Source organism: Thioalkalivibrio sp. ALJ3, from assembly GCF_000377205.1.
Classification (GTDB): Bacteria; Pseudomonadota; Gammaproteobacteria; order Ectothiorhodospirales; family Ectothiorhodospiraceae; genus Thioalkalivibrio.
Map to the genome: position 1 here is coordinate 39,340 of NZ_KB897911.1, position 18,123 is coordinate 57,462.

At 65.4% G+C, this 18,123-nt stretch carries 18 protein-coding genes; 12 read left to right on the top strand and 6 right to left on the bottom strand.

Annotated features, from left to right (window positions below; genetic code table 11):
- Positions 1-79 precede the first annotated feature (79 nt).
- From speD to C935_RS0111585, 5 genes are all read left to right on the top strand, one after another.
- On the top strand, positions 80-889 hold the full coding sequence (gene speD / locus C935_RS0111565) for an adenosylmethionine decarboxylase (RefSeq protein WP_018862656.1): 810 nt from the start codon (positions 80-82) through the stop codon (positions 887-889).
- A 107-nt stretch (positions 890-996) separates the two neighbouring features.
- Positions 997-1,389 carry a PH domain-containing protein gene (locus C935_RS0111570; RefSeq protein WP_018862657.1) on the top strand — a complete coding sequence of 131 codons (393 nt, stop codon included), beginning with the start codon at positions 997-999 and terminating at the stop codon, positions 1,387-1,389.
- On the top strand, positions 1,386-1,709 hold the full coding sequence (locus C935_RS0111575; protein ID WP_018862658.1) for a hypothetical protein: 324 nt from the start codon (positions 1,386-1,388) through the stop codon (positions 1,707-1,709). Before C935_RS0111570 ends, C935_RS0111575 begins: the two co-directional genes overlap by 4 nt.
- 43 nt (positions 1,710-1,752) lie before the next feature.
- Positions 1,753-3,306, top strand: coding sequence for a bifunctional GNAT family N-acetyltransferase/carbon-nitrogen hydrolase family protein (locus tag C935_RS0111580; RefSeq protein WP_018862659.1), 1,554 nt, complete (start codon positions 1,753-1,755; stop codon positions 3,304-3,306).
- 143 nt (positions 3,307-3,449) lie between these two features.
- Positions 3,450-4,748: a response regulator gene (locus tag C935_RS0111585; protein WP_018862660.1), complete on the top strand. Its 1,299-nt coding sequence runs from the start codon at positions 3,450-3,452 to the stop codon at positions 4,746-4,748.
- A gap of 79 nt (positions 4,749-4,827) precedes the next feature.
- Here C935_RS0111585 and C935_RS0111590 read toward each other — a convergent pair whose 3' ends face one another.
- Positions 4,828-5,607, bottom strand: a complete 780-nt coding sequence (locus C935_RS0111590; protein ID WP_018862661.1) for a dienelactone hydrolase family protein — start codon at positions 5,605-5,607, stop codon at positions 4,828-4,830.
- A 159-nt stretch (positions 5,608-5,766) separates the two neighbouring features.
- Here C935_RS0111590 and C935_RS0111595 point away from each other — a divergent pair, with 159 nt between their 5' ends.
- The 4 genes from C935_RS0111595 to C935_RS0111610 all read left to right on the top strand — a co-directional run bounded on the left by C935_RS0111595 (position 5,767) and on the right by C935_RS0111610 (position 8,825).
- On the top strand, positions 5,767-6,648 hold the full coding sequence (locus C935_RS0111595) for an HDOD domain-containing protein (RefSeq protein ID WP_018862662.1): 882 nt from the start codon (positions 5,767-5,769) through the stop codon (positions 6,646-6,648).
- A gap of 37 nt (positions 6,649-6,685) precedes the next feature.
- On the top strand, positions 6,686-7,258 hold the full coding sequence (locus tag C935_RS0111600) for a Slp family lipoprotein (RefSeq protein ID WP_026278779.1): 573 nt from the start codon (positions 6,686-6,688) through the stop codon (positions 7,256-7,258).
- Positions 7,239-7,754 carry a Slp family lipoprotein gene (locus tag C935_RS0111605; RefSeq protein ID WP_081616607.1) on the top strand — a complete coding sequence of 172 codons (516 nt, stop codon included), beginning with the start codon at positions 7,239-7,241 and terminating at the stop codon, positions 7,752-7,754. Before C935_RS0111600 ends, C935_RS0111605 begins: the two co-directional genes overlap by 20 nt.
- 72 nt (positions 7,755-7,826) lie before the next feature.
- Complete coding sequence (locus C935_RS0111610) at positions 7,827-8,825, top strand: zinc-binding dehydrogenase (protein WP_018862665.1); 999 nt, start codon at positions 7,827-7,829, stop codon at positions 8,823-8,825.
- An 8-nt stretch (positions 8,826-8,833) separates the two neighbouring features.
- Here C935_RS0111610 and C935_RS0111615 read toward each other — a convergent pair whose 3' ends face one another.
- From C935_RS0111615 to C935_RS0111630, 4 genes are all read right to left on the bottom strand, one after another.
- A complete protein-coding gene (locus C935_RS0111615) occupies positions 8,834-10,048 on the bottom strand; it encodes a TraB/GumN family protein (protein ID WP_018862666.1) in 1,215 nt (404 codons plus the stop codon).
- A 131-nt stretch (positions 10,049-10,179) separates the two neighbouring features.
- Complete coding sequence (locus C935_RS0111620; protein ID WP_018862667.1) at positions 10,180-11,334, bottom strand: hypothetical protein; 1,155 nt, start codon at positions 11,332-11,334, stop codon at positions 10,180-10,182.
- Positions 11,334-12,698, bottom strand: a complete 1,365-nt coding sequence (locus C935_RS0111625; RefSeq protein ID WP_026278781.1) for an adenylate/guanylate cyclase domain-containing protein — start codon at positions 12,696-12,698, stop codon at positions 11,334-11,336. Before C935_RS0111625 ends, C935_RS0111620 begins: the two co-directional genes overlap by 1 nt.
- Before the next feature lie 26 nt (positions 12,699-12,724).
- Complete coding sequence (locus C935_RS0111630; RefSeq protein ID WP_018862669.1) at positions 12,725-13,558, bottom strand: inositol monophosphatase family protein; 834 nt, start codon at positions 13,556-13,558, stop codon at positions 12,725-12,727.
- A 60-nt stretch (positions 13,559-13,618) separates the two neighbouring features.
- Here C935_RS0111630 and C935_RS0111635 point away from each other — a divergent pair, with 60 nt between their 5' ends.
- Together C935_RS0111635 and C935_RS0111640 are read left to right on the top strand one after the other, a co-directional pair.
- Positions 13,619-13,972 carry a DUF3301 domain-containing protein gene (locus tag C935_RS0111635; RefSeq protein ID WP_019572126.1) on the top strand — a complete coding sequence of 118 codons (354 nt, stop codon included), beginning with the start codon at positions 13,619-13,621 and terminating at the stop codon, positions 13,970-13,972.
- The gene (locus C935_RS0111640; RefSeq protein ID WP_018862671.1) at positions 13,969-14,910 is read left to right on the top strand and encodes a hydrogen peroxide-inducible genes activator; all 942 of its coding nucleotides are present in this window, start codon (positions 13,969-13,971) and stop codon (positions 14,908-14,910) included. Before C935_RS0111635 ends, C935_RS0111640 begins: the two co-directional genes overlap by 4 nt.
- A 49-nt stretch (positions 14,911-14,959) precedes the next feature.
- Here C935_RS0111640 and C935_RS0111645 read toward each other — a convergent pair whose 3' ends face one another.
- A complete protein-coding gene (locus tag C935_RS0111645; protein ID WP_018862672.1) occupies positions 14,960-15,883 on the bottom strand; it encodes a GGDEF domain-containing protein in 924 nt (307 codons plus the stop codon).
- 261 nt (positions 15,884-16,144) lie between these two features.
- Here C935_RS0111645 and C935_RS0111650 point away from each other — a divergent pair, with 261 nt between their 5' ends.
- Positions 16,145-18,052 (top strand): ABC-F family ATP-binding cassette domain-containing protein, encoded by a 1,908-nt coding sequence (locus C935_RS0111650; RefSeq protein ID WP_018862673.1) that lies wholly within the window; start codon positions 16,145-16,147, stop codon positions 18,050-18,052.
- Positions 18,053-18,123 lie beyond the last annotated feature (71 nt).

Genomic DNA, 18,123 nt, shown 5'->3' on the forward strand with positions numbered 1-18,123 from the left:
GCAGGCGCGGCGTGTTTCCCTGACGAGCCGGTACGTCTACAATCCGCCGTTCCCTGCGCACCGGGCAAGAGGAAACGCCATGCCCCGTCACAAGAAGCAGATCAAGCTCCACGGGTTCAATAACCTGACCAAGAGCCTGAGCTTCAACATCTACGATATCTGCTACGCCTCCGGCGAACGCCATCGGGACGAGTACATTGCGTATATCGACGATGCCTACAACGCCCAGCGCTTGACGCAGATCCTGACGGACGTCGCTCACCTGATCGGGGCCAACATCCTGGATATCTCGCGCCAGGACTACGACCCGCAGGGCGCCTCGGTGACGATGCTGATCTCCGAGGAGCCGGTGGCGACCGAGATGATTGGGTACACCGAAGGTCCGGGCCCTCTACCGGAGACCGTTGTCGGGCACCTCGACAAGAGCCATATCACGGTTCATACCTATCCGGAAGCGCATCCTGAGGGCGGGATTGCCACCTTCCGCGCGGATATCGATGTCTCCACCTGCGGGCGCATCTCGCCGCTGCGGGCCCTGAACTACCTGATCCACAGCTTCGAGTCGGACATCGTGATCATGGACTATCGCGTGCGCGGCTTTACGCGCGATGTGCGCGGCAAGAAGCACTTCATCGACCACAAGATCAACTCCATCCAGGACTTCCTCTCGCGTGATACCAAGGAGAAGTATCAGATGGTGGACGTGAACGTGTACCAGGAATACCTGTTCCACACGAAGATGGTGCTCAAGGATTTCGATCTGGATACCTACCTGTTCGGTCTGGGCAAGGATGACTACTCGGCCAAGGAGGCCAAGCGCATCGCCAAGCTGCTCAAGCACGAGATGATGGAGATCTTCTACGGCAAGAACATGAGCCGCCCGGCCTGATCCCAACGCCGCGTTTATCGGTTGACGCGGCCGCATTTTCTGGCGATATCCGCGTCGGGCACTCCATCTGGCACACTGTCGGTACCTGTCCGCGAACCGGAGGTCCCATGACCAGTCGTGCCCCCGCGATCGACGCCCATCCGGCGATGTTTCGCAATCACCCGTTTGGTTTCCTCTTCAGTGTTTTGCTGATCGCGGCCTTTGGTCTTGGGCTCTTGATTCTGCTGTGGTGGTATCTGCAGACGCGGTCGGTGCGTCTGCGCATCGACGCCGACCAGGTGCATCTGGAAGAAGGGCTGCTCAGCAAATCCCATGTGGACCTGGATATCGGCCAGATCCGGACCGTGAAGGTCGACCAGAGCTTCTGGAATCGGATCTTCCGGGTCGGCGAGATTGCGGTGTACACCACCGGCGACAACCCGGAGTTCCGCGTTAGCGGTATCCCGGACCCGCACCGCGTGCGCGACTATGTGCGCGATCGTCGCGAGGCGGCCGCGTGAGTTCCGGCGATCGCCGCGACAGCCTTCTGGCGCTGCGAATCCTGTTCGGGACTTCGGCGCTGGCTGCATTGCTGGTGGCGTTGATTGTTCTGGGCGCGGCCGTCACCCTGCCTGGGTTGTCCGAGTGGGTTGCGAACACCTTCGATGATGGCATGGGCCTGCAGATGGCGGCCCTGGTGGCTGCGATCGTCTCGGTGTTGATCATGCTGGTGTTCGCACTGGCGGCCGGCGAGGGCGTCATTGGCGAGCTGCAGTTCATGATCCCCGGCTTTTTTCTGTTTTTTGTCTTTTTCTGGCTGCTGCTGGCCTGGATCTTCTGAATCGGTCGGCGGGTAGCCCCCACCACGACGGAGCACCGAACGCGTGAGCAATCAGCAAGACGCCGACCCCAACGCCCCGCATCGCCTGACACTGCGTCCGACGCGGATGGAGGACTACGACGACATCCGCGAGATCATGGAGCGGGTCTACCACGACCTCGACGGTGCCTGGAGCGAGGCCCAGTTTCGTTCGCAGATCTCCCGTTTCCCCGAAGGGCAGATCTGCATCGAGGACAAGGGCAAGGTGGTCGCGGCGGCGATCAGCCTGATCGTCGAGTACAAGCGTTTTGGCGATCAGCACAGCTACTGGCAGATCACCGGAAACGGGTTTCTGACAACCCACGACCCGGACGGCGACACCCTGTACGGCGTCGATATCTTCGTTCACCCCGACTATCGCGGTCTGCGTCTTGGCCGTCGTTTGTATGACGCGCGTAAAGAGCTGTGTCAGAAGCTCAATCTGCGCGCGATCGTGGCCGGTGGGCGCATCCCGGGCTACGAGCAGCACCGGGACGAGCTGACCCCGCAGCAGTACGTGGAGAAGGTCAAGAATCACGAGATCACCGATCCGATCCTGACCTTCCAGCTGGCCAACGATTTCCACGTTCGCAAGATCATCACCAACTACCTCCCGGACGACGAGAAATCGGGCGCCTACGCGACGCTGATCGAGTGGCTGAACATCTACTACGAGGAAAAGGAAAAGCTGATCGGGGGCAGCCGTTCGGACGTGCGCATCGGCGTGGTCCAGTGGCAGATGCGCCCGACACCGGACCTCGACTCGCTGTTTCAGCAAGTCGAGTACTTCGTGGATGCCGTCTCCGGCTACCGCTCTGACTGCGTGCTGTTCCCGGAGTTCTTCAATGGTCCGCTGATGGGCGCGTTCAACCAGGAGTATCCGGCCGAGGCCGTGCGGCACCTGGCCGAGTACACCGAGCAGATCCGCGAGGAGATGGTGCGCCTGGCGCTCGCCTACAACATCAACATCGTCGCCGGCTCGATGCCCGAGTACAGCGACGAGGTCCTGCGCAATGTCTCCTACCTGTGTCGTCGGGACGGGACCTGGGACCGGCAGTACAAGGTCCATGTCACCCCCGACGAGGTGGCCTACTGGGGGCTGCAGGGGGGCGACGAGGTGCACGTATTCGACACCGACTTCGGCAAGATCGGCATCCTGATCTGCTACGACGTGGAGTTCCCGGAGCTGCCCAGGGTAATGGCCGAGAAGGGGCTGCAGATCCTGTTCGTGCCGTTCTGGACCGATACCAAGAATGCCTACCTGCGGGTGCGCCGCTGTGCACAGGCGCGCGCGATCGAGAACGAGTGCTATGTCGTCATGTCGGGTTCCGTCGGCAACCTTCCCAAAGTCGAGAACATGGACATGCAGTACTCACAGGCGGCGGTGTTCACACCGTCCGACTTTGCGTTCCCGCACGATGCAGTAGCCGCCGAGGCGACGCCGAATACCGAGATGACCCTGATCGTCGATCTCGACCTCGATAACCTCAAGGAGCTGCGCAACCACGGGTCGGTGCGCAACCTGCGCGATCGTCGGCGGGATCTGTATGCGGTTCAGTGGAAGTCGAAGCCCGTCTGAGTCGGTGCGCAAAAACGTGACCTGGTTCGCGCTGGGGCTCGTGGTGTGCTGGCGCCGGGGCGGACGCATGCGTAACCTTCCCAAGGGGGCTCGAGTCTGCCCGTGCAGGGATGTATAGCCGCGACGGGCCCCGGGGGACTTTGATGACTGAACAGCAATCGCCAGCGATCCGCACCGCGATCCTGGTGGTGGATGACTCCAAGGTGATCCGGATTGCCCTGCAGCGCATCCTGCAGGGCGAGCGTGTGGTTTATGAAGCGGCGGATGGCGAAGAGGCCTGGTCGCTCCTGCAGCGCAACCCCGATGTCGGTCTGGTGCTGACGGACCTCTCCATGCCGGGCCTGGACGGACAGGATCTGTTGCTGCGCATCCGTGATGGCGTCGAAGGGCTCCCGGCCGATCTGCCGGTTGTCATTATCACCGGCCAGGAAAGCGACGAGTCCGCCAGCCGTGAATGGCTGGAGCTGGGTGCCAACGCCGTATTGATCAAGCCGTTCGTGCCCGGCCGTGTGCGCGACGTGGTCAATGACCTGCTGCCGCGTGCCCCCGAGGGCGGTGGCGACCAGGCACTGCGCCAGGAACTCGATCGGCTGCGTCGCGAACTGATGCTTCGCCAGCAATCGGCCGACGAGCGCGAAGCCCAGTACGAGATTGAACGCCTGCGTGCGGCGCTGGGTGAAGCCCGCGACGAGGCGACCGCTGCCCTGCAGCGGGCCGAAGACAGCGAACGTCAGCTGGCGGAGTTGCAGGCGACCGAGATGATCGTGGGCGAAGACCCGGACGAGTCGGCGCAGGTCTCGGATGCCGCAGAGCTGACCGATGAGGTGGAGGGATTGCGCGCTCGGTTGCGCGAATTCGAGAACGAGAACATCCGTCTTGACCACGAACTGGTGGAAGCCGACCGTCTGCGCGAGACCGTGCAAAAGGAGCGAGACCAGGCGTTGGAGGAGGCCGCCCGCCTGCGCCAGGAACGCAACCAGCAGTGCGAACGTGCGGCCGCGGCCGAGCGTGCGCGCGCCGATCTGGAGGCCCGTTGCACGGAACAGGATGGCTCGACCTCGGCCCTGGGTGAACGGCTGGCACAGCGTGAGCAGGAGTTGGCCGAGGCGCGCGAGCGCAACCAGGCCCTCCGGAGCCGGATCCGCGAACTGGAGCAGGGGGCGGCCCCGCTGGATGCCAGCGCGTCCCTTTCGGGGGAGGGAGGTGAAGTGCCCTCGACGCGCATGGAACAGCGCGAGCCCCTGGTGGCTCGGGCCGATGACGCGGTGCTGGCGGCGGGCCCGACCCTGGCGGCGGATGCACCCGCTCCCAGGACTTCATCGCGCAAGCGCCGCAGTCGTTCGGGGCGTTCGCGCGGCTGGCGCTGGCTGAAGCTGGCTATCCTGGTCATGGTTGCCGTCGTGGTAGGTCTGGGGACCCTGATCTTCTTCCGCAACTTCTGATTGAGCCGCCGGCCGTGCGTGGGCATGAATCGAGTGTGGCGGGCCGCGCCTGCCACACTCACGCAGCCTGGCACTCGAATTACATGCGCTCCAGGGCGCTTAGCAGGTGCTTCCAGGAGTCGCGGTCGGCCCGCTCGTCGTAGCCCACCGGCATGTCGAACTTCTCGGCGATCTCGTCGGCCCCGGGGTTGGTAAAACTGTGCACCACACCGGAGAAGTCGACGAAGGTGTAGGTGGCTTCGGCGTTGTCCATCTCCTCGCGGAAGTTGGCCACCTGTTCCGGCGGTACCATCGGGTCGGCCGCGCCGTTGAAGACCAGGACCTCTGCCTTGACGTCGCCCGTCCCCGCCGGGTGGTCAGTTGCCAGCGCGCCATGGAAGCTGGCCACCAGCGCCAGATCCATCCCCGCGCGTGCCGCTTCGAGAACCACGGTTCCGCCAAAGCAATAGCCGACTCCCGCCAGGGGCTGGTCGGCCGTGGCATCGTGCTCCTTGAGCCAGTCGTGCGCGGCGGTGAAACGGCCCAGCAAGAGTTCCCGGTTACCCCGAATCTGGCCGGCGAACTCTCCCGCCTCAGACGGATGGTCGGCCTTCTTGCCGCTGCCGTACATGTCCAGCGCGAACGCGGCATAGCCCTCGCGTGCCAGTTGCTCCGCCCGATCGCGAGCATATTCGTTGTGACCCCACCACTCATGGACGACCAGGACACCCGGGTGGGGTCCGTCGCTGTCGGGGTAGGCGAGATAGCCGGTCATTTCCTCGCCATCATGTTCGTATGTGACCTCTTCGGTCTGAATGCCGGCCAGCGCCAGGCCGGGGAGGGTAAAGGCCAGTAGTGCAGCGGTCAGTCGAAACGCCATGGGACAACCTCCATTGTGGGGGACAAGCAACAATTAACGACCCGAGTACCCGATTATGGTTCGTTCCGTCGTGATTTGCCCGCACTTCGTTTCCCTGGCGAGGGGCATGGGGCTACAGTAGATACCACGGGGCATAGGGCCCCGTTATGGAGAACCGGGATGTCCGAGATGAACGCAACGGAAAGCCTCAAGACACGCGTCCAGTCGGCCGACAAGCTCCTGGCAATGCCGCAGGTCGTGTTCGACGTGGCGCGCCTGCTGGAAGATGACGCCAGCACACCGGGGCAGATCGCCAGCAGCCTCGGGCGTGACCCTGGCCTGGTGGCGCTGGTCCTGCGCCTGGCCAACAGCCCCGTTTACGCGCAGTCGCGCAGCGTGGATACGGTGGAACGGGCGGTAAATCTGCTCGGCCGGGATACCCTGCAGCGTCTGGTCGTCGCGGGTGCCATCACGCGTGCGACCGGCAATATTCCCGACCAGGAGCGTCTGCCACTGGAGGTGTTCTGGCGGCATTCTGCCTATTGCGCGGTAATCGCCCGTCACCTGGCCGACCGGGTCCTGCCCCGCCAGTCCGGCAGCGTGTTTCTCGCCGGGCTGCTGCACGATTTGGGCAAGCTCTTGCTGTTCACCCAGTCGCCGGAGGCGGCGCATCGTGCGTTCCTCTCCAGCCTCGATATCGGGGACGGCCTGAGCCCGCAGGGGGCCGAGCGTGAGCAGCTCGGGTTCGACCATGCGGAACTGGGTGGGGCCCTGGCTGCCCATTGGGGACTGCCGGATGGCCTGGTTGCCTGTGTGGCCGGGCACCATCATCCCCGTTCAGCGCCGGAGGCATACCGCACGGAAGTGACGCTGGTGCATCTCGCCAATACGGGAGCCCACCTGGCCGAGATCGACTCTCGCGACTGGGCCGACGCCCCGCCGGTTGATGCGAAGGTCTGGGAGATGGTCGGTCTCGGACCCGACGACTTGTTGCAGGCCGTGGAGGCGGCACAGCACGAGGTCGTGGATGTCGAGGCGCTTTGTGCGCCAGGCCCGGAGTGACACGAACCTTGCAGCGGTGAGGACGGTCTTAATGGACATGAATCCATGCCGCCATTTTTCTCTGCTGACCGGGTTGCTGCTCGGTGGGCTGCTCGTGGGCTGCGCGAGCATCCCCGAAGGGATTGAGCCGCTGCCGGAGGAGCCCCTGAGTCGTGCCGAGGTCCTCGCCGATCCCGAGGCGGCCAAGGGTCAGGCGGTGGTCTGGGGCGGCGTCATCGCACAGGTCGAGAACACCCGGGACGGCACCCGGCTCGAGATTGTAGCGCGCCCGCTCGGTCGCGAGGCCCGTCCGCGCGAAGTCGACCAGTCGGAAGGGCGTTTCCGCGCCTACATCGATGACTTCCTTGATCCCCAGGTCTACGAGGAGGGACGCGAGGTCACCGTTCGCGGACGGATCGACGGAGTCGAGGAAGGCTCGATCGGCGAGTTTGACTACCGCTTTGTTCGCATCGAGGCACAAACGGTACACCTGTGGGCCAAGCGTCCGCCGCCGCGCGACCGGTACTACTACGACCCGTGGGGCCCGCCGGGCTACATGGGCCCGTACTGGCGACCCCATCCCTACCACTGGCGTCACGACCCCTGGCGATATGATCCCTGGTACTGGTAACGCATGGCGCGCGCGAGTGGCTGCGCTGGTGCTGGTTGTTGCGCCGGTGCTGCTGGCTGGCTGTGCCTCGGGCCCGCTGGAGATCCCCGACGCGGTGGGTGACCCGGTACCCCCGCGCAGTGTGGCCGCCGACAGCCTGCCTGCCGAGGACCAGGTCTGGGGCGGGGTGATCGCGCGGGTCGACAATCGGGCGGACAGCACGGTGCTCGAGGTGGTCAGCTACCCGTTGCAGCGCCAGGAGCCCCAGACACGGCAAGCCAACACGGGGCGTTTTCGCCTCAAGCTCGATGGCTTTGCCGATCCGGTCGATTACCGTCCGGGGCGGCGTGTCACGGCGGTGGGTACGGTATCGGGGACCGAGGAGGGCTCGATTGGCGAGCTCGCGTATGTCTTTCCGCTGCTGGATGCCTACTCGGTGCATCTGTGGCCGGACCCGGAGCCGCCGCGCCCGTCGTCGGGCGTGCGTTTCGGGATCGGCATCGGGATTGGCCTCTAGCGCGTCTCTGGAAAGACTTCCCGAAGCGGTATCAAAATCCACAAGGCATGTTCAAACACGAGGAGTCGCTCGATGCGAGCAATCGTTTTCGACGAGCCCGGTGGGGCGGATGTCCTGGAAATGAGAGAGGTCCCCGAGCCCGAGCTTGAAGGGCCGGACGACGTCAAGATTCGGCTCCTGGCGGCCGGCGTGAACCCCGTCGATACCAAGGTCCGGGCGCGCGGCATGCTCGTCCCGGGAGCCGTGCGGAACACGCCCGGCTGTGACGGCGTCGGTGTGGTCGAGTCCTGTTCCAGTGGTGTGCGTCATGTGCGCCCGGGACAGCGTGTGGCGTTCTGCTTTGGTGGCGTGGGAGCGGATCCGGGTACCTATGCCGAGCAGGTAGTGGTCCCGGAGGCGGCCATCGTACCGGTGCCGGCCGCGGTAACCGACTTGCAGGCCGCCGCCTTGCCGCTGGCCTGGCTGACCGCCTGGGAAGCATTGTTCGAGCGTGCCGACCTGCAGCGTGGCCAGGCCGTGCTGGTGCATGCCGCCGCGGGTGGGGTGGGGCAGATGGCCGTACAGATCGCGCGCACTGCCGGAGCACGGGTCCTGGGGCTGGTACGGCGCGAGGAGGCCAAGCGCCTGGTTACCGGCCTCGGCGGTGACGTGGTCGACCTGACCCAGTCCGACTCGGAGGAATCGATCCGGGCCTACACGGACGGTCGCGGCTTCGACATTGTGCTGGATACCGTGGGTGGGCCGGCCTTTCGCGAAGGACTCGCGCAGGTGGCCTACGGTGGCGATCTGATCACGCTTCTGGCACCGCCGGACGAGGTGGACTGGAACGCGGCGCGCCTGCGCAACCCGAGCATCAGCCTGGAACTGATGCTGACGCCGATGCTGGAAGGCGACCGGCGACGCCTGAAGCACCAGGCCACGCTGGTGGCCGAGGGGCTCGCGCGACTCGCCAGCGGGCGCCTGCAGGTGAATGTGGAGGACAGCCTGCCGCTGGCCGAGGCGGCGGAGGCGCATCGGCGCATCGAGGCCGCCGGGCGCAGCGGCAAGCTCGTCCTGCGGATTCCGGAGTAGGGTGCGGGTCAGCTGCCGAACAGGTGGCTGAACACGCGCGCACCGCCGATATAGGTGCCGGCGGCAGAGCCCAGTGTGGTCAGCAGGAAGACCAGCAGTACGCGCGAGACCCGATTGCGCCACCAGCCCCGCGGGGTGGTGGTGTCCTGGCGCAGGCGCGCAAAGTCGTCGACACGCGGTTTGCGCAGGAAAAGCTCGGCCGCGGCGGCGACGAAGCCGACCCCGATGGTCGGGTTCAGCGAGGTCAGCGGTGCGGCCAGCGCCGCGGTGACCACGGTCAGCGGGTGGGCCAGCGCGATGATTGCGCCGATGGCGGCGAGGCCGCCGTTGATCATTACCCAGTCCATCACCATCTGCAGGCCGATGTCCGGATTGCGCAGGAAGCCGATCACGAAGCCGGTCAGGATGACGGCGACGATGACCCACGGCAGGATCTTCGGCCAGCGCGCCTTGGGCGGTGGCTGGTCGAGGGAATCGAGGATGGCATCGGGGGGCGTCAGGTCATCGCCCGCCTGGGTCGCGATCCCGGACAGGTGCCCGGCACCGACCACGGCGAGGATGCGGCGGTGGTTGCCGGACTCGGCCAGGCGCCGCAGGTGGGCCGCCATGTACTGGTCGCGCTCGTGGATCAGCGTCCGGTAGAGGTCCTCCGACTGTTCGGCGAACTCGCTGAAGGTCGACTCCAGCATGTCGCCTTCCTTCAGCCGTTCGATCTCCGATTCGTCGATCTTCTCGCGCGAAAGTACCGAGCCGAACAGGCCGCCGATCAGACCCATGCGTTGCCACCAGGGCACCGCGCGATAGGTGCGCCGCAGTGTCAGGCCGAGGTCGCGGTCGATCAGCGCCAGCGGCAGGCCACGATCCAGTGCCACGTCCATGGCCGCACGCATCTCGGCACCCGGTTCGATCCCGTACTGCTCGGCCAGGCGCTGTTGATAGGCGCCCAGCGCGAGGCTTGCGGCGATCATCGGCGCCTGACCCTGACGCATCACGCTGAACAGGTCCATGCGCCGGACCGCGTCCGGGTCGAGCATCGCGCGCTGGCGGCTTTCGCACAGTTCGATCGCCACCGCGTCGAATTCGCCGGTGTCCACCAGTGCGCGCACCTTGTCGGCACTGGCGCGGGACACGTGGGCCGTGCCGAGCACGACCACCTCGGTATCGCCGAGCTGCAGAATGCGGTGGGGTTCGTCGGCGATCAGGTCGTGAACGGAGGCGGTCATCGCAAGCGGGTGGTCCGGTTGGGCGCGCGGGCTGCAGCGCGGCAATCCTAGGGAGACACCACTTGAATCGCAAGCTTGCGACTCAAGTGGTGTCCGGTTGGGGTCGCTTCAGGGCTGCGACCTCCTCAGGATCATTCTTCAGTGTCTTCCGCGTCCGTCTCGGGTGCATCCTCGGCATCGGACTCGGGCAACGGCGCCCCGTCGGGGCCTACCGGCATCGGGGCCTCGGGGATGCGCAGCGTGTCCAGGCGTTCGAGTACGCGCAGGGCCCGTTCCCGGGCTGTAGCCAGACCGGAGTGGTTGGGGGCCATCGCGAGCCCCTCCTCCCAGGTGTTGACTGCCTCCTGGATCTGGCCGGCGGTGTACTGGCGGCGCCCCTCCTCCAGCAGTTGCTCCGCGCGTGCATCGCGCTGTGCGCGCCATTCTTCGCACAAGGATATGCGCGCCCGCTGGGCGGCCTGGTCGGGATCCGAGGCGTCTTCGTCCAGCTGCAGATCCCCGCTCCGGCACCACTGGGAGGCCCGCTGCAGCTCGCCCGCCTCTAGGGCCTGACGCAGTTGCGCATTGATCGCGGACAGCCGTTCGGCCTCTTTTTCGCGATCCTCGTCTTCTTCGCGTGTGCGCAACTCTTCGTTGAGTTCGCGGATGCGGGTGGCACGTTCACTCGCGGGGGACAAGTCCTGCGCCAGACGCAACAGCTCCAGACGCTCCTGCCCTTCGCTGTCCTCGGCATAGCGTTCCAGATTCTCGGCCAGGGTAGGCGCACGTTCGTTCAGGGCGTCCGGGTCTGCAGGCAATTGGTTGGTCTCCTGCACCAGGGGACGCATGATTTCCAGCAGGCGCAATTGTTCGACCAGATTGCGGGCCTCGAGTATGTCGTGGCGTTGCTGCAGAGTACGCAGTCCGACCTGGCGCTGGCGCTCCAGCTGGTCCATAAAGCGCGTGCGCTCCTCGCTCTCGGGCAAGCGGGAGTCGGCATCCTCCAGGATCCCGAGGGCCTCGGCGACCGCGCCCTCGGCCGAAACCGCGCGCGCATCCTTCATTGCCTGATCGGCCGCCTCTTGCGCCAGGACTTCGATCTCTTCGCGTCGGGTGGCCCATTCGTTGGCCGGTTCAGGTTCGTACTCGTCGAGCAGTTCCAGAGCTCGCTGGTAGTGGCCCTCTTCGACAGCGGTTTCGATCTGGTCTTCCGCCGTCATGAAGGGCTGCATGCCGGCACAGCCCTGGAAAAACAACAGGGCGAGCGCCACCAGCAGCAGATCAAGCCGCGAGACCCGGAAACCCATCAATCGGCGTCCGCCACCGCGAGGACGCGAACGACCTCGACAGGTTCGCTGACACCGTGCAGTTCGTGGATTCCCCAATGCTCGGTCTCGAAATGCCCTTTCACCTGCTCATGCTCCATAAAGCAATTTGTGGTCACCATGCCGGCGGAAGGCGCGACCGTGACCAGGCGAGCCGCCACGTTGACGGTGTCGCCGACCACGGTGAACTGCATGCGGTCTTGCGCGCCCATATTGCCGGCCAGCATCTCGCCCGCATTCAGGCCAATGCGAAACTCGACGCGTTCCTCGCCCCGACCTTGCCGTTCGGCGTTGATCGCCGCGACCGTTTCCAGCAGGGCGAGGCCGGTTCGGGCGGCGGTCTGGCGGTGATTGTCATCCCCACCGAGGCCAAATACCGCCATGGTACAGTCGCCCATGTACTTGTCTACCGTCCCACCGTGACGGGCAATACATTCCGCCATTGGACCGAAGAATTCGTTCAGCATGCGGCCGAGTTCTTCGGGTGTGCAGCGTTCCGACAGCGAGGTGTAGCCCTTGATGTCCGCGAACAGCACTGAGCCCTCGACCGCACGCCCGCCGAGTTCGATCCGGTCCAGGTTTTCCAGGATGTCCTGCGCGATCGCATCGGAGACGTAGCGGCGCAGAGCCGATTCGACCTGGTCCTTGCGCAGCAGATCCTGGGCCATGTTATTGAAGGCGGCAGTCAGTTGGGCGATCTCGTCCTCGTGCACCATCGGCAGGGGGCGTCCGTGTTCATCCACGGGGCGGCGGATGCGTTCGCGCATGGCATGTGCCAGGCGTTCGAGTGGACGCACCAGGCGCTTGCTGATGTCGATTGCCAGGATCAGGCTGAGCAGAAACACACCGACGGCAGTCGCAATCCCTGCGTTGATGGTGTTGCGGATCAGCTCCTGCATCGGGGTGGTGTCGATATGCGCCTCGATGTACCCGACCTGGACATCCTGAAAGCGCACCTCGCGCTGGTAGGGCTCTGCCGAGGCGGCCAGTGGCCAGACTCCTTCCCCGATGCCCCCGGGAGATGGTGGGGTGCCGGCCGAGGCGATGACGCCGCGGTCGATGGCGTAGGCGGTCACGGACTCGACGCGGCCGTCCTCGACCAGGGAGTTCAGCAGGGTTTCCAGCGTCAGGTAGTCCTCGGCCAGCATCAGCTCGGCCGAGGTGCGGGCAACCGGCGCCAGGGTCAGTTCGGCCTGCGCGCGGACCTGGTTATTGAGGACGTTGGTGACCTGGTTCAGCACCACGACCGAGAGGGTGCCGATGCCAAGCAAGGTGAGGACGGCTACGACTGCGACGATCTTCCAGGCAATGGGCAGATAACGCGGGGTGAAGTCCCCCGCAGACAGGCGCCCGTTGCTGGGTTTTCTGGATTTCACGAAACAGAAGCCACGGAGGGTTGGCGGCGTGGGTTCAGCCATTCCCGCCATTGATCGAACAGCGCGGCTGAACGGGCCGCAATGGCGGAGCGCTTTTCCAAGGAGCGGTCAAACGCCGACGCACCGTCGAGGTTGCTCATCGTACCGCCCGCGCGGGCCAGCATCAGGCTCCCGGCGGCACTGTCCCACAGTGCCTGTCCTCCATGCAGATACACATCTGCCCGTCCGGTCGCCAGCCACGCCCATTCCAGGGCGCAGGCACCCAGGTTGCGTTGCGATCGGTACGGGGCGTCCGTGGCCATCGCACTGGCCAGGGCGGGGTCCAGGCGCTTGTAGTCGACCAGCGCGATCGCCTTGTCCAGGCGGCTGACCGGAGCGCGGTCGGCGGCCGGGGGTGGCGCCTCGTTCAGCAGTAATGGCCCGTCTTCGCGCGCGGTAAAGAGCTCGTCGCGTACTGGGTCATAGGTCGCGCCGTGGGTGACCCGGTCTCCCTCGATGCGGGCAACGGAGATCGCGAAGAAGGGCATGCCGCCCGCAAAGTTGCTGGTGCCGTCCAGTGGATCGACCAGCCAGAAGGCGGGTGCCTGCTCGAGCACGCGGGTCTGCTCCTGTCGGGATTGTTCCTCGCTCAGCACGGGCTCGTCCGTGACCGCGCACTCCAGCAGATTGCGCAGCCGTGCATCGACCGCGTGGTCGGCTTGGGTGATCACCGAGCCGTCCGCCTTGTAGTCCACAGCGATCCCGGCTTCGAAGCGCGGTAGCAGTTCGCTCTGGCCGATGGTGCGAAGCTCGGCGGCAAGTTGATTGAATGCAATGGCGCTAATGGACATGGGGCGTCGGGTCTGGGCCAATCGTCGGCGAAAAGTGGAATGTGGGTATCATACCGATCCATGACGCCTTTGCTGATAATCCTCGCGCTGGTTCTGGTGGCCTTTTACGTGAACGATTCCTGGCGCACGCACGAACGGGTCCGCCGGATCGCGCGGCGTAGTTGCGAACAGGCTGGTGTGCAGTTCCTGGATGGCAGCGTGGTGCGCACGCGCCAGGCCATCCGGCGCCAGCCCGGAGGGCTGGCCTGGCGGCGGCAGTACCGCTTTGAATTTGCCATTGACGGTTCCAGCCGGCATGTCGGCGAGATCTCGCTGGATGGGCGGCGCCTGCGCCAGGTCACCCTGGACCTGCCCGATGATGGGCGTCTCGTCGAGGGCAATGACAATGTCGGGCATCGGACTCCCGAACGATGACACTGAGCGAGCTGCGCTATGTCGTTGCGGTAGCCGACCGGCGTCATTTTGGCCGTGCGGCCGAGGCCTGTCATGTCAGTCAGCCATCTTTGTCCGTCGCCATTCGCAAACTCGAGGACGAACTGGGCGTCCCCCTGTTCGAGCGCGGTCGTGGCGAGGTCAGCGTGACCCCGGCTGGCGAGCAGGTGGTCGCCCAGGCCCGACGGGTGCTGACCGAGGTGGAACAGCTGCGCGCGGTGGCAGTGCAGAGTCAGGACCAGTTGACGGGGCCTCTGCGCCTGGGGGCGATCTACACCATTGGCCCCTATCTGCTGCCCGAGCTGATTCCGGCGCTGCGCGAACGGGCCCCCAGGATGCCGCTGGTCATCGAAGAGAACTATACCGCGCAGTTGCGTGAGCGTCTGAAGCATGGCGAACTGGACGCGATCATCATCTCGCTGCCATTCGAAGAGCCGGGTGTGGTTTCGCTGCCGTTGTACGACGAACCCTTCGTTGCGGTGCTTCCGGGTGGCCACCCGCTACAGGACAAGGAGACGCTGACCCTGGAAGACATGGCGGATGCCACCTTGCTGATGCTTGGCGCCGGGCACTGTTTCCGTGACCAGGTGCTGGAGCGGTGTGCCGCCTGTCAGCGGACCGTCACCGCGGATGGCAGTACGCCGCGTAACCTGGAGGGGTCTTCACTGGAGACCATTCGCCATATGGTGGCTTCGGGTATGGGGGTGACCATTCTGCCGTGCACTGCGGTGGGGGCTGATCGCTACGCCCAGCGCCTGCTGGCTGTGCGTCGGTTCGAGGAGCCGGTACCCAGTCGCCGGGTGGCACTGGCCTGGCGAACCAGCTTCCCGCGTCCGGAGGCAATCGAGGCCCTGCGCCAGGCGGTGCTGGCGACGGCGCTGACCTGTGTGGACTTCATTCAACCCGGTGAGAGCCCCTGAAGTTCCGGGCGGCGAGCTTCAGGCCCAAACCGTTCATGAAACGTTCGGCCTAGTGACTGGCCAGGACCCGGTTGCGGCCGGATTGCTTGGCGCCGTAAAGCGCCTCGTCGGCCTTCTGGTAGAGGGCCTGCAGTGACGTCGTGCGGCCAATGCTCGCGACCCCGATGCTGGCTGTGACCTTGACCGCGCCCTCGCTTTGCAGAGCCGACGCATCGTCGGCCGTCGCGGTGGTGCGGATGTTGCCAATTGCCAGGCGGATGCGCTCCGCGCATTCCATCGCGCATGCCAGATCGGCGCCCGGCAGAACGGCCAGAAACTCCTCTCCGCCCATGCGCACGAGCAGATCGGACTGCCGAGTGGCGGTGCGCAGCGTATCGGCGACGCGGCGCAACAACTCGTCGCCCACGGAATGGCCGTATTCGTCGTTGATTCGCTTGAAGTGATCCAGGTCGATCGCCAGCACGGACAAGGGGCGCTCCTGGCGCCGGCAGTCGGCCAACCACTTGGCACCCTGGATCTCGAAGGCGCGGCGATTCCCCAGCCCCGTGAGTTCATCGGCCTCCAGGCTGGATATGAGCCGGCGGAAGCGGTGGGCGTTGTGCAGGGACGGTGCGGCAAGACCCAGCAATGCCTCGATCTGTTCTTGCTCTGCGTCGCTGAAGCGGCGCCCGCGCATCAGGATCAGCGAGCCCATGTTGACGCCGTTGTAGCTCAGGCCGTACTCGATACGGTGGCGGTCATCCTCGCCGCCCGACCAGCTCTGGTCGTCGCCCTCGGTGTAGAAGATCCACCCCGAGTGCTTCACGAGTGCGTGAAGCTGTTCGTGCAACCGCTGAAGGACGGTGTCGAACTCCAGCGTAGTGGTCAGGGACTGGACGAAGGCCAGTGCATCGAAGGGTGCCTCGGTGCGCTTGGTGGATTTTCCCTTGCCCGATACCAGGCGCAGATTCCCTGCGTTTCCGTCGCGATTCATGGCGGCCTCGCCGTGTCCTGAGTCTTGGAGCCTGAGTCAAGCGATTTTTGTGCCACTTAAAAAATGTAATTAATTATCAGCATCTTGTGGTTTATGGTTGTGGCCTGGTGACGTAAAAACGGCGCCGGTCTGCCGGGGTGGCAAAGGGGGGGCCGCCCCGGCCGGCAAGAGGTGTCAATAAATTGACACATGGGTTCGGGGCAGGCCTTTGATCACGTACGCCCGCGTGTGTACTGGCAAGCGTTTCCCTAAACTGCTCCGATGATCCGACTTTCCGATATTGAATTGCGGCGTGGCCGGCAGGTGCTGCTGCAGCGCAGCGACCTGACCGTTCATGCCGGCTGGCGCGTGGGACTCACCGGTGCCAACGGCTGCGGCAAATCGTCGCTGCTGGCCGCCTTGCAGGGCGAACTGTCAGTGGATGCCGGTAGTGTCGAGGTGCCGATGGAATGGGTGGTGGCCCACCTCCCGCAGGAGGTCCCGGGCAGCCCTCGCCGTGCGGTCGACTATGTACTCGATGGCGATGCCGAGCTGCGTGATCTGGAACGGCGGCTGGAGTCGGTCGAGGATGGTGCCGAGCACGCGCGGCTGTATGCGGCCATCGACGCGATCGATGGCTGGTCCGCCGAGGCGCGGGCGCGGCGCCTGCTGGCCGGCCTCGGTTTTGCGCCGGAGGATGCCGAGCGCCCGATGAGCGACTTTTCGGGCGGCTGGCGCATGCGCCTGGGTCTGGGGCGGACCCTGATGACCCGCTCGGACCTCCTGCTGCTGGACGAACCGACCAACCACCTCGACATGGAGGCCATACTCTGGCTGGAGGGCTGGCTGGCGCGCTATCCCGGTACCGTGATCGTGATTGCCCACGACCGGCGCTTCCTTGATGGGGTGGTCACGCACATCGCGCATATCGAACGCGGACAGATCGAGACCTACAGCGGGGGGTACACCCAGGCGGAGGCCCGACGCGCGGAGGTCGCGGCCCAAAGCGAGGCCGCGGCCGCGAAGGTCGCCGCCGAGCGTGCACACCTGGAGGATTTCGTGCGCCGTTTTCGCGCCAAGGCAAGCAAGGCGCGTCAGGCTCAGAGCCGGCTGAAGCGCCTCGAGCGGCTGGACGAAGTGGCCGTGATCCGCGCGGCGCGCCCGATCCACCTGGAGATCCCGACGCCGGAGCGCCTGCCCGATCCACTGCTGGCGCTGGAGGCGGCCGAGGTCTGTAACGGCGAGACCTGCCGCCTGCACGCGACCGACCTGCGGCTGCGCCCGGAAGATCGTATTGGTGTCCTGGGACCTAACGGCGCCGGCAAATCGACACTGTTGTCCCTGCTGGCAGGCGTGCTCGCGCCAACGGCGGGTGAGCGGCGTGTCGACCCCAGCCTGCGGGTGGGTTATTTCGCCCAGCATCAGCGCGAGCAACTGGATCTTGCGGCCTCGCCCCTGACCCATATGACGCGGCTGGATGCGGCTGCTCCCGAGCAGCGCCTGCGTGATTTTCTGGGTGGTATGGGATTCCCCGGCGAGCGCGCGGATGCACCCGTCGGGCAGTGCTCTGGCGGCGAACGGGTGCGCCTGGTGCTGGGTATGCTGATCTGGCAGGCACCCGCATTGTTGTTGCTCGATGAGCCGACCAACCACCTGGACCTCGATATGCGCGAGGCCCTCGCGGAGGCGCTGGAGAACTATGCTGGCGGGCTGGTCGTGGTGGCCCACGACCGTGAGTTGCTGGCACGCGTCTGCGACCGTTTCTGGCGGCTCGAAGGCGGCTGTCTGACGGAGTTCGACGGCGATCTGGACGACTACGCGCGCGAACTGCAACGCGAACGGGAGACGACGGCTGCCTCCGCGCCGCCGGCGTCGAATACGTCGGAAGCGCCGCTTTCGCAGAAGGAACGCCGCCAGCAGGCCGCGCAGGCGCGTGCGGCGTTACGCCCGATACAGAAGCGGGCCGATGCGGCGGAGCAGGCTTGTGGCGAATTACAACGGCGGCTAGAGACGATCGAGGGCGAGCTGGCCGATCCCGCGCTGTACACCGGAGACAGCGCGGGCCGTCTGGCGGAGCTTACCCGCGAGCAGGGCGAGCTGCGTACGCGCCTGGAGGCCGTCGAGGCGGAATGGATGGAGGCACTGGAGGAGCTCGAGTCGGCCCGCGGGCATTCTGTGGGTCAGGTCTAATGTCCGAGTCTTGAACTCAGGTATTCAGGCGTCTATACAAGTAGAGTGAATGCACCGGCAAGAGGAGTCAT

Excerpts from the sequence above, each read along its gene's own strand:
- C935_RS0111620 (WP_018862667.1), bottom strand. The coding sequence starts at position 11,334 with ATGGGTTTCCGGGTCTCGCGGCTTGATCTGCTGCTGGTGGCGCTCGCC.
- C935_RS0111610 (WP_018862665.1), top strand. The coding sequence starts at position 7,827 with ATGCGAGCAATCGTTTTCGACGAGCCCGGTGGGGCGGATGTCCTGGAA.
- C935_RS0111585 (WP_018862660.1), top strand. The coding sequence starts at position 3,450 with ATGACTGAACAGCAATCGCCAGCGATCCGCACCGCGATCCTGGTGGTG.
- C935_RS0111570 (WP_018862657.1), top strand. The coding sequence starts at position 997 with ATGACCAGTCGTGCCCCCGCGATCGACGCCCATCCGGCGATGTTTCGC.
- C935_RS0111590 (WP_018862661.1), bottom strand. The coding sequence starts at position 5,607 with ATGGCGTTTCGACTGACCGCTGCACTACTGGCCTTTACCCTCCCCGGC.
- C935_RS0111645 (WP_018862672.1), bottom strand. The coding sequence starts at position 15,883 with ATGAATCGCGACGGAAACGCAGGGAATCTGCGCCTGGTATCGGGCAAG.
- C935_RS0111640 (WP_018862671.1), top strand. The coding sequence starts at position 13,969 with ATGACACTGAGCGAGCTGCGCTATGTCGTTGCGGTAGCCGACCGGCGT.
- C935_RS0111630 (WP_018862669.1), bottom strand. The coding sequence starts at position 13,558 with ATGTCCATTAGCGCCATTGCATTCAATCAACTTGCCGCCGAGCTTCGC.
- C935_RS0111635 (WP_019572126.1), top strand. The coding sequence starts at position 13,619 with ATGACGCCTTTGCTGATAATCCTCGCGCTGGTTCTGGTGGCCTTTTAC.
- speD (WP_018862656.1), top strand. The coding sequence starts at position 80 with ATGCCCCGTCACAAGAAGCAGATCAAGCTCCACGGGTTCAATAACCTG.
- C935_RS0111615 (WP_018862666.1), bottom strand. The coding sequence starts at position 10,048 with ATGACCGCCTCCGTTCACGACCTGATCGCCGACGAACCCCACCGCATT.
- C935_RS0111605 (WP_081616607.1), top strand. The coding sequence starts at position 7,239 with ATGATCCCTGGTACTGGTAACGCATGGCGCGCGCGAGTGGCTGCGCTG.
- C935_RS0111650 (WP_018862673.1), top strand. The coding sequence starts at position 16,145 with ATGATCCGACTTTCCGATATTGAATTGCGGCGTGGCCGGCAGGTGCTG.
- C935_RS0111600 (WP_026278779.1), top strand. The coding sequence starts at position 6,686 with ATGAATCCATGCCGCCATTTTTCTCTGCTGACCGGGTTGCTGCTCGGT.
- C935_RS0111595 (WP_018862662.1), top strand. The coding sequence starts at position 5,767 with ATGTCCGAGATGAACGCAACGGAAAGCCTCAAGACACGCGTCCAGTCG.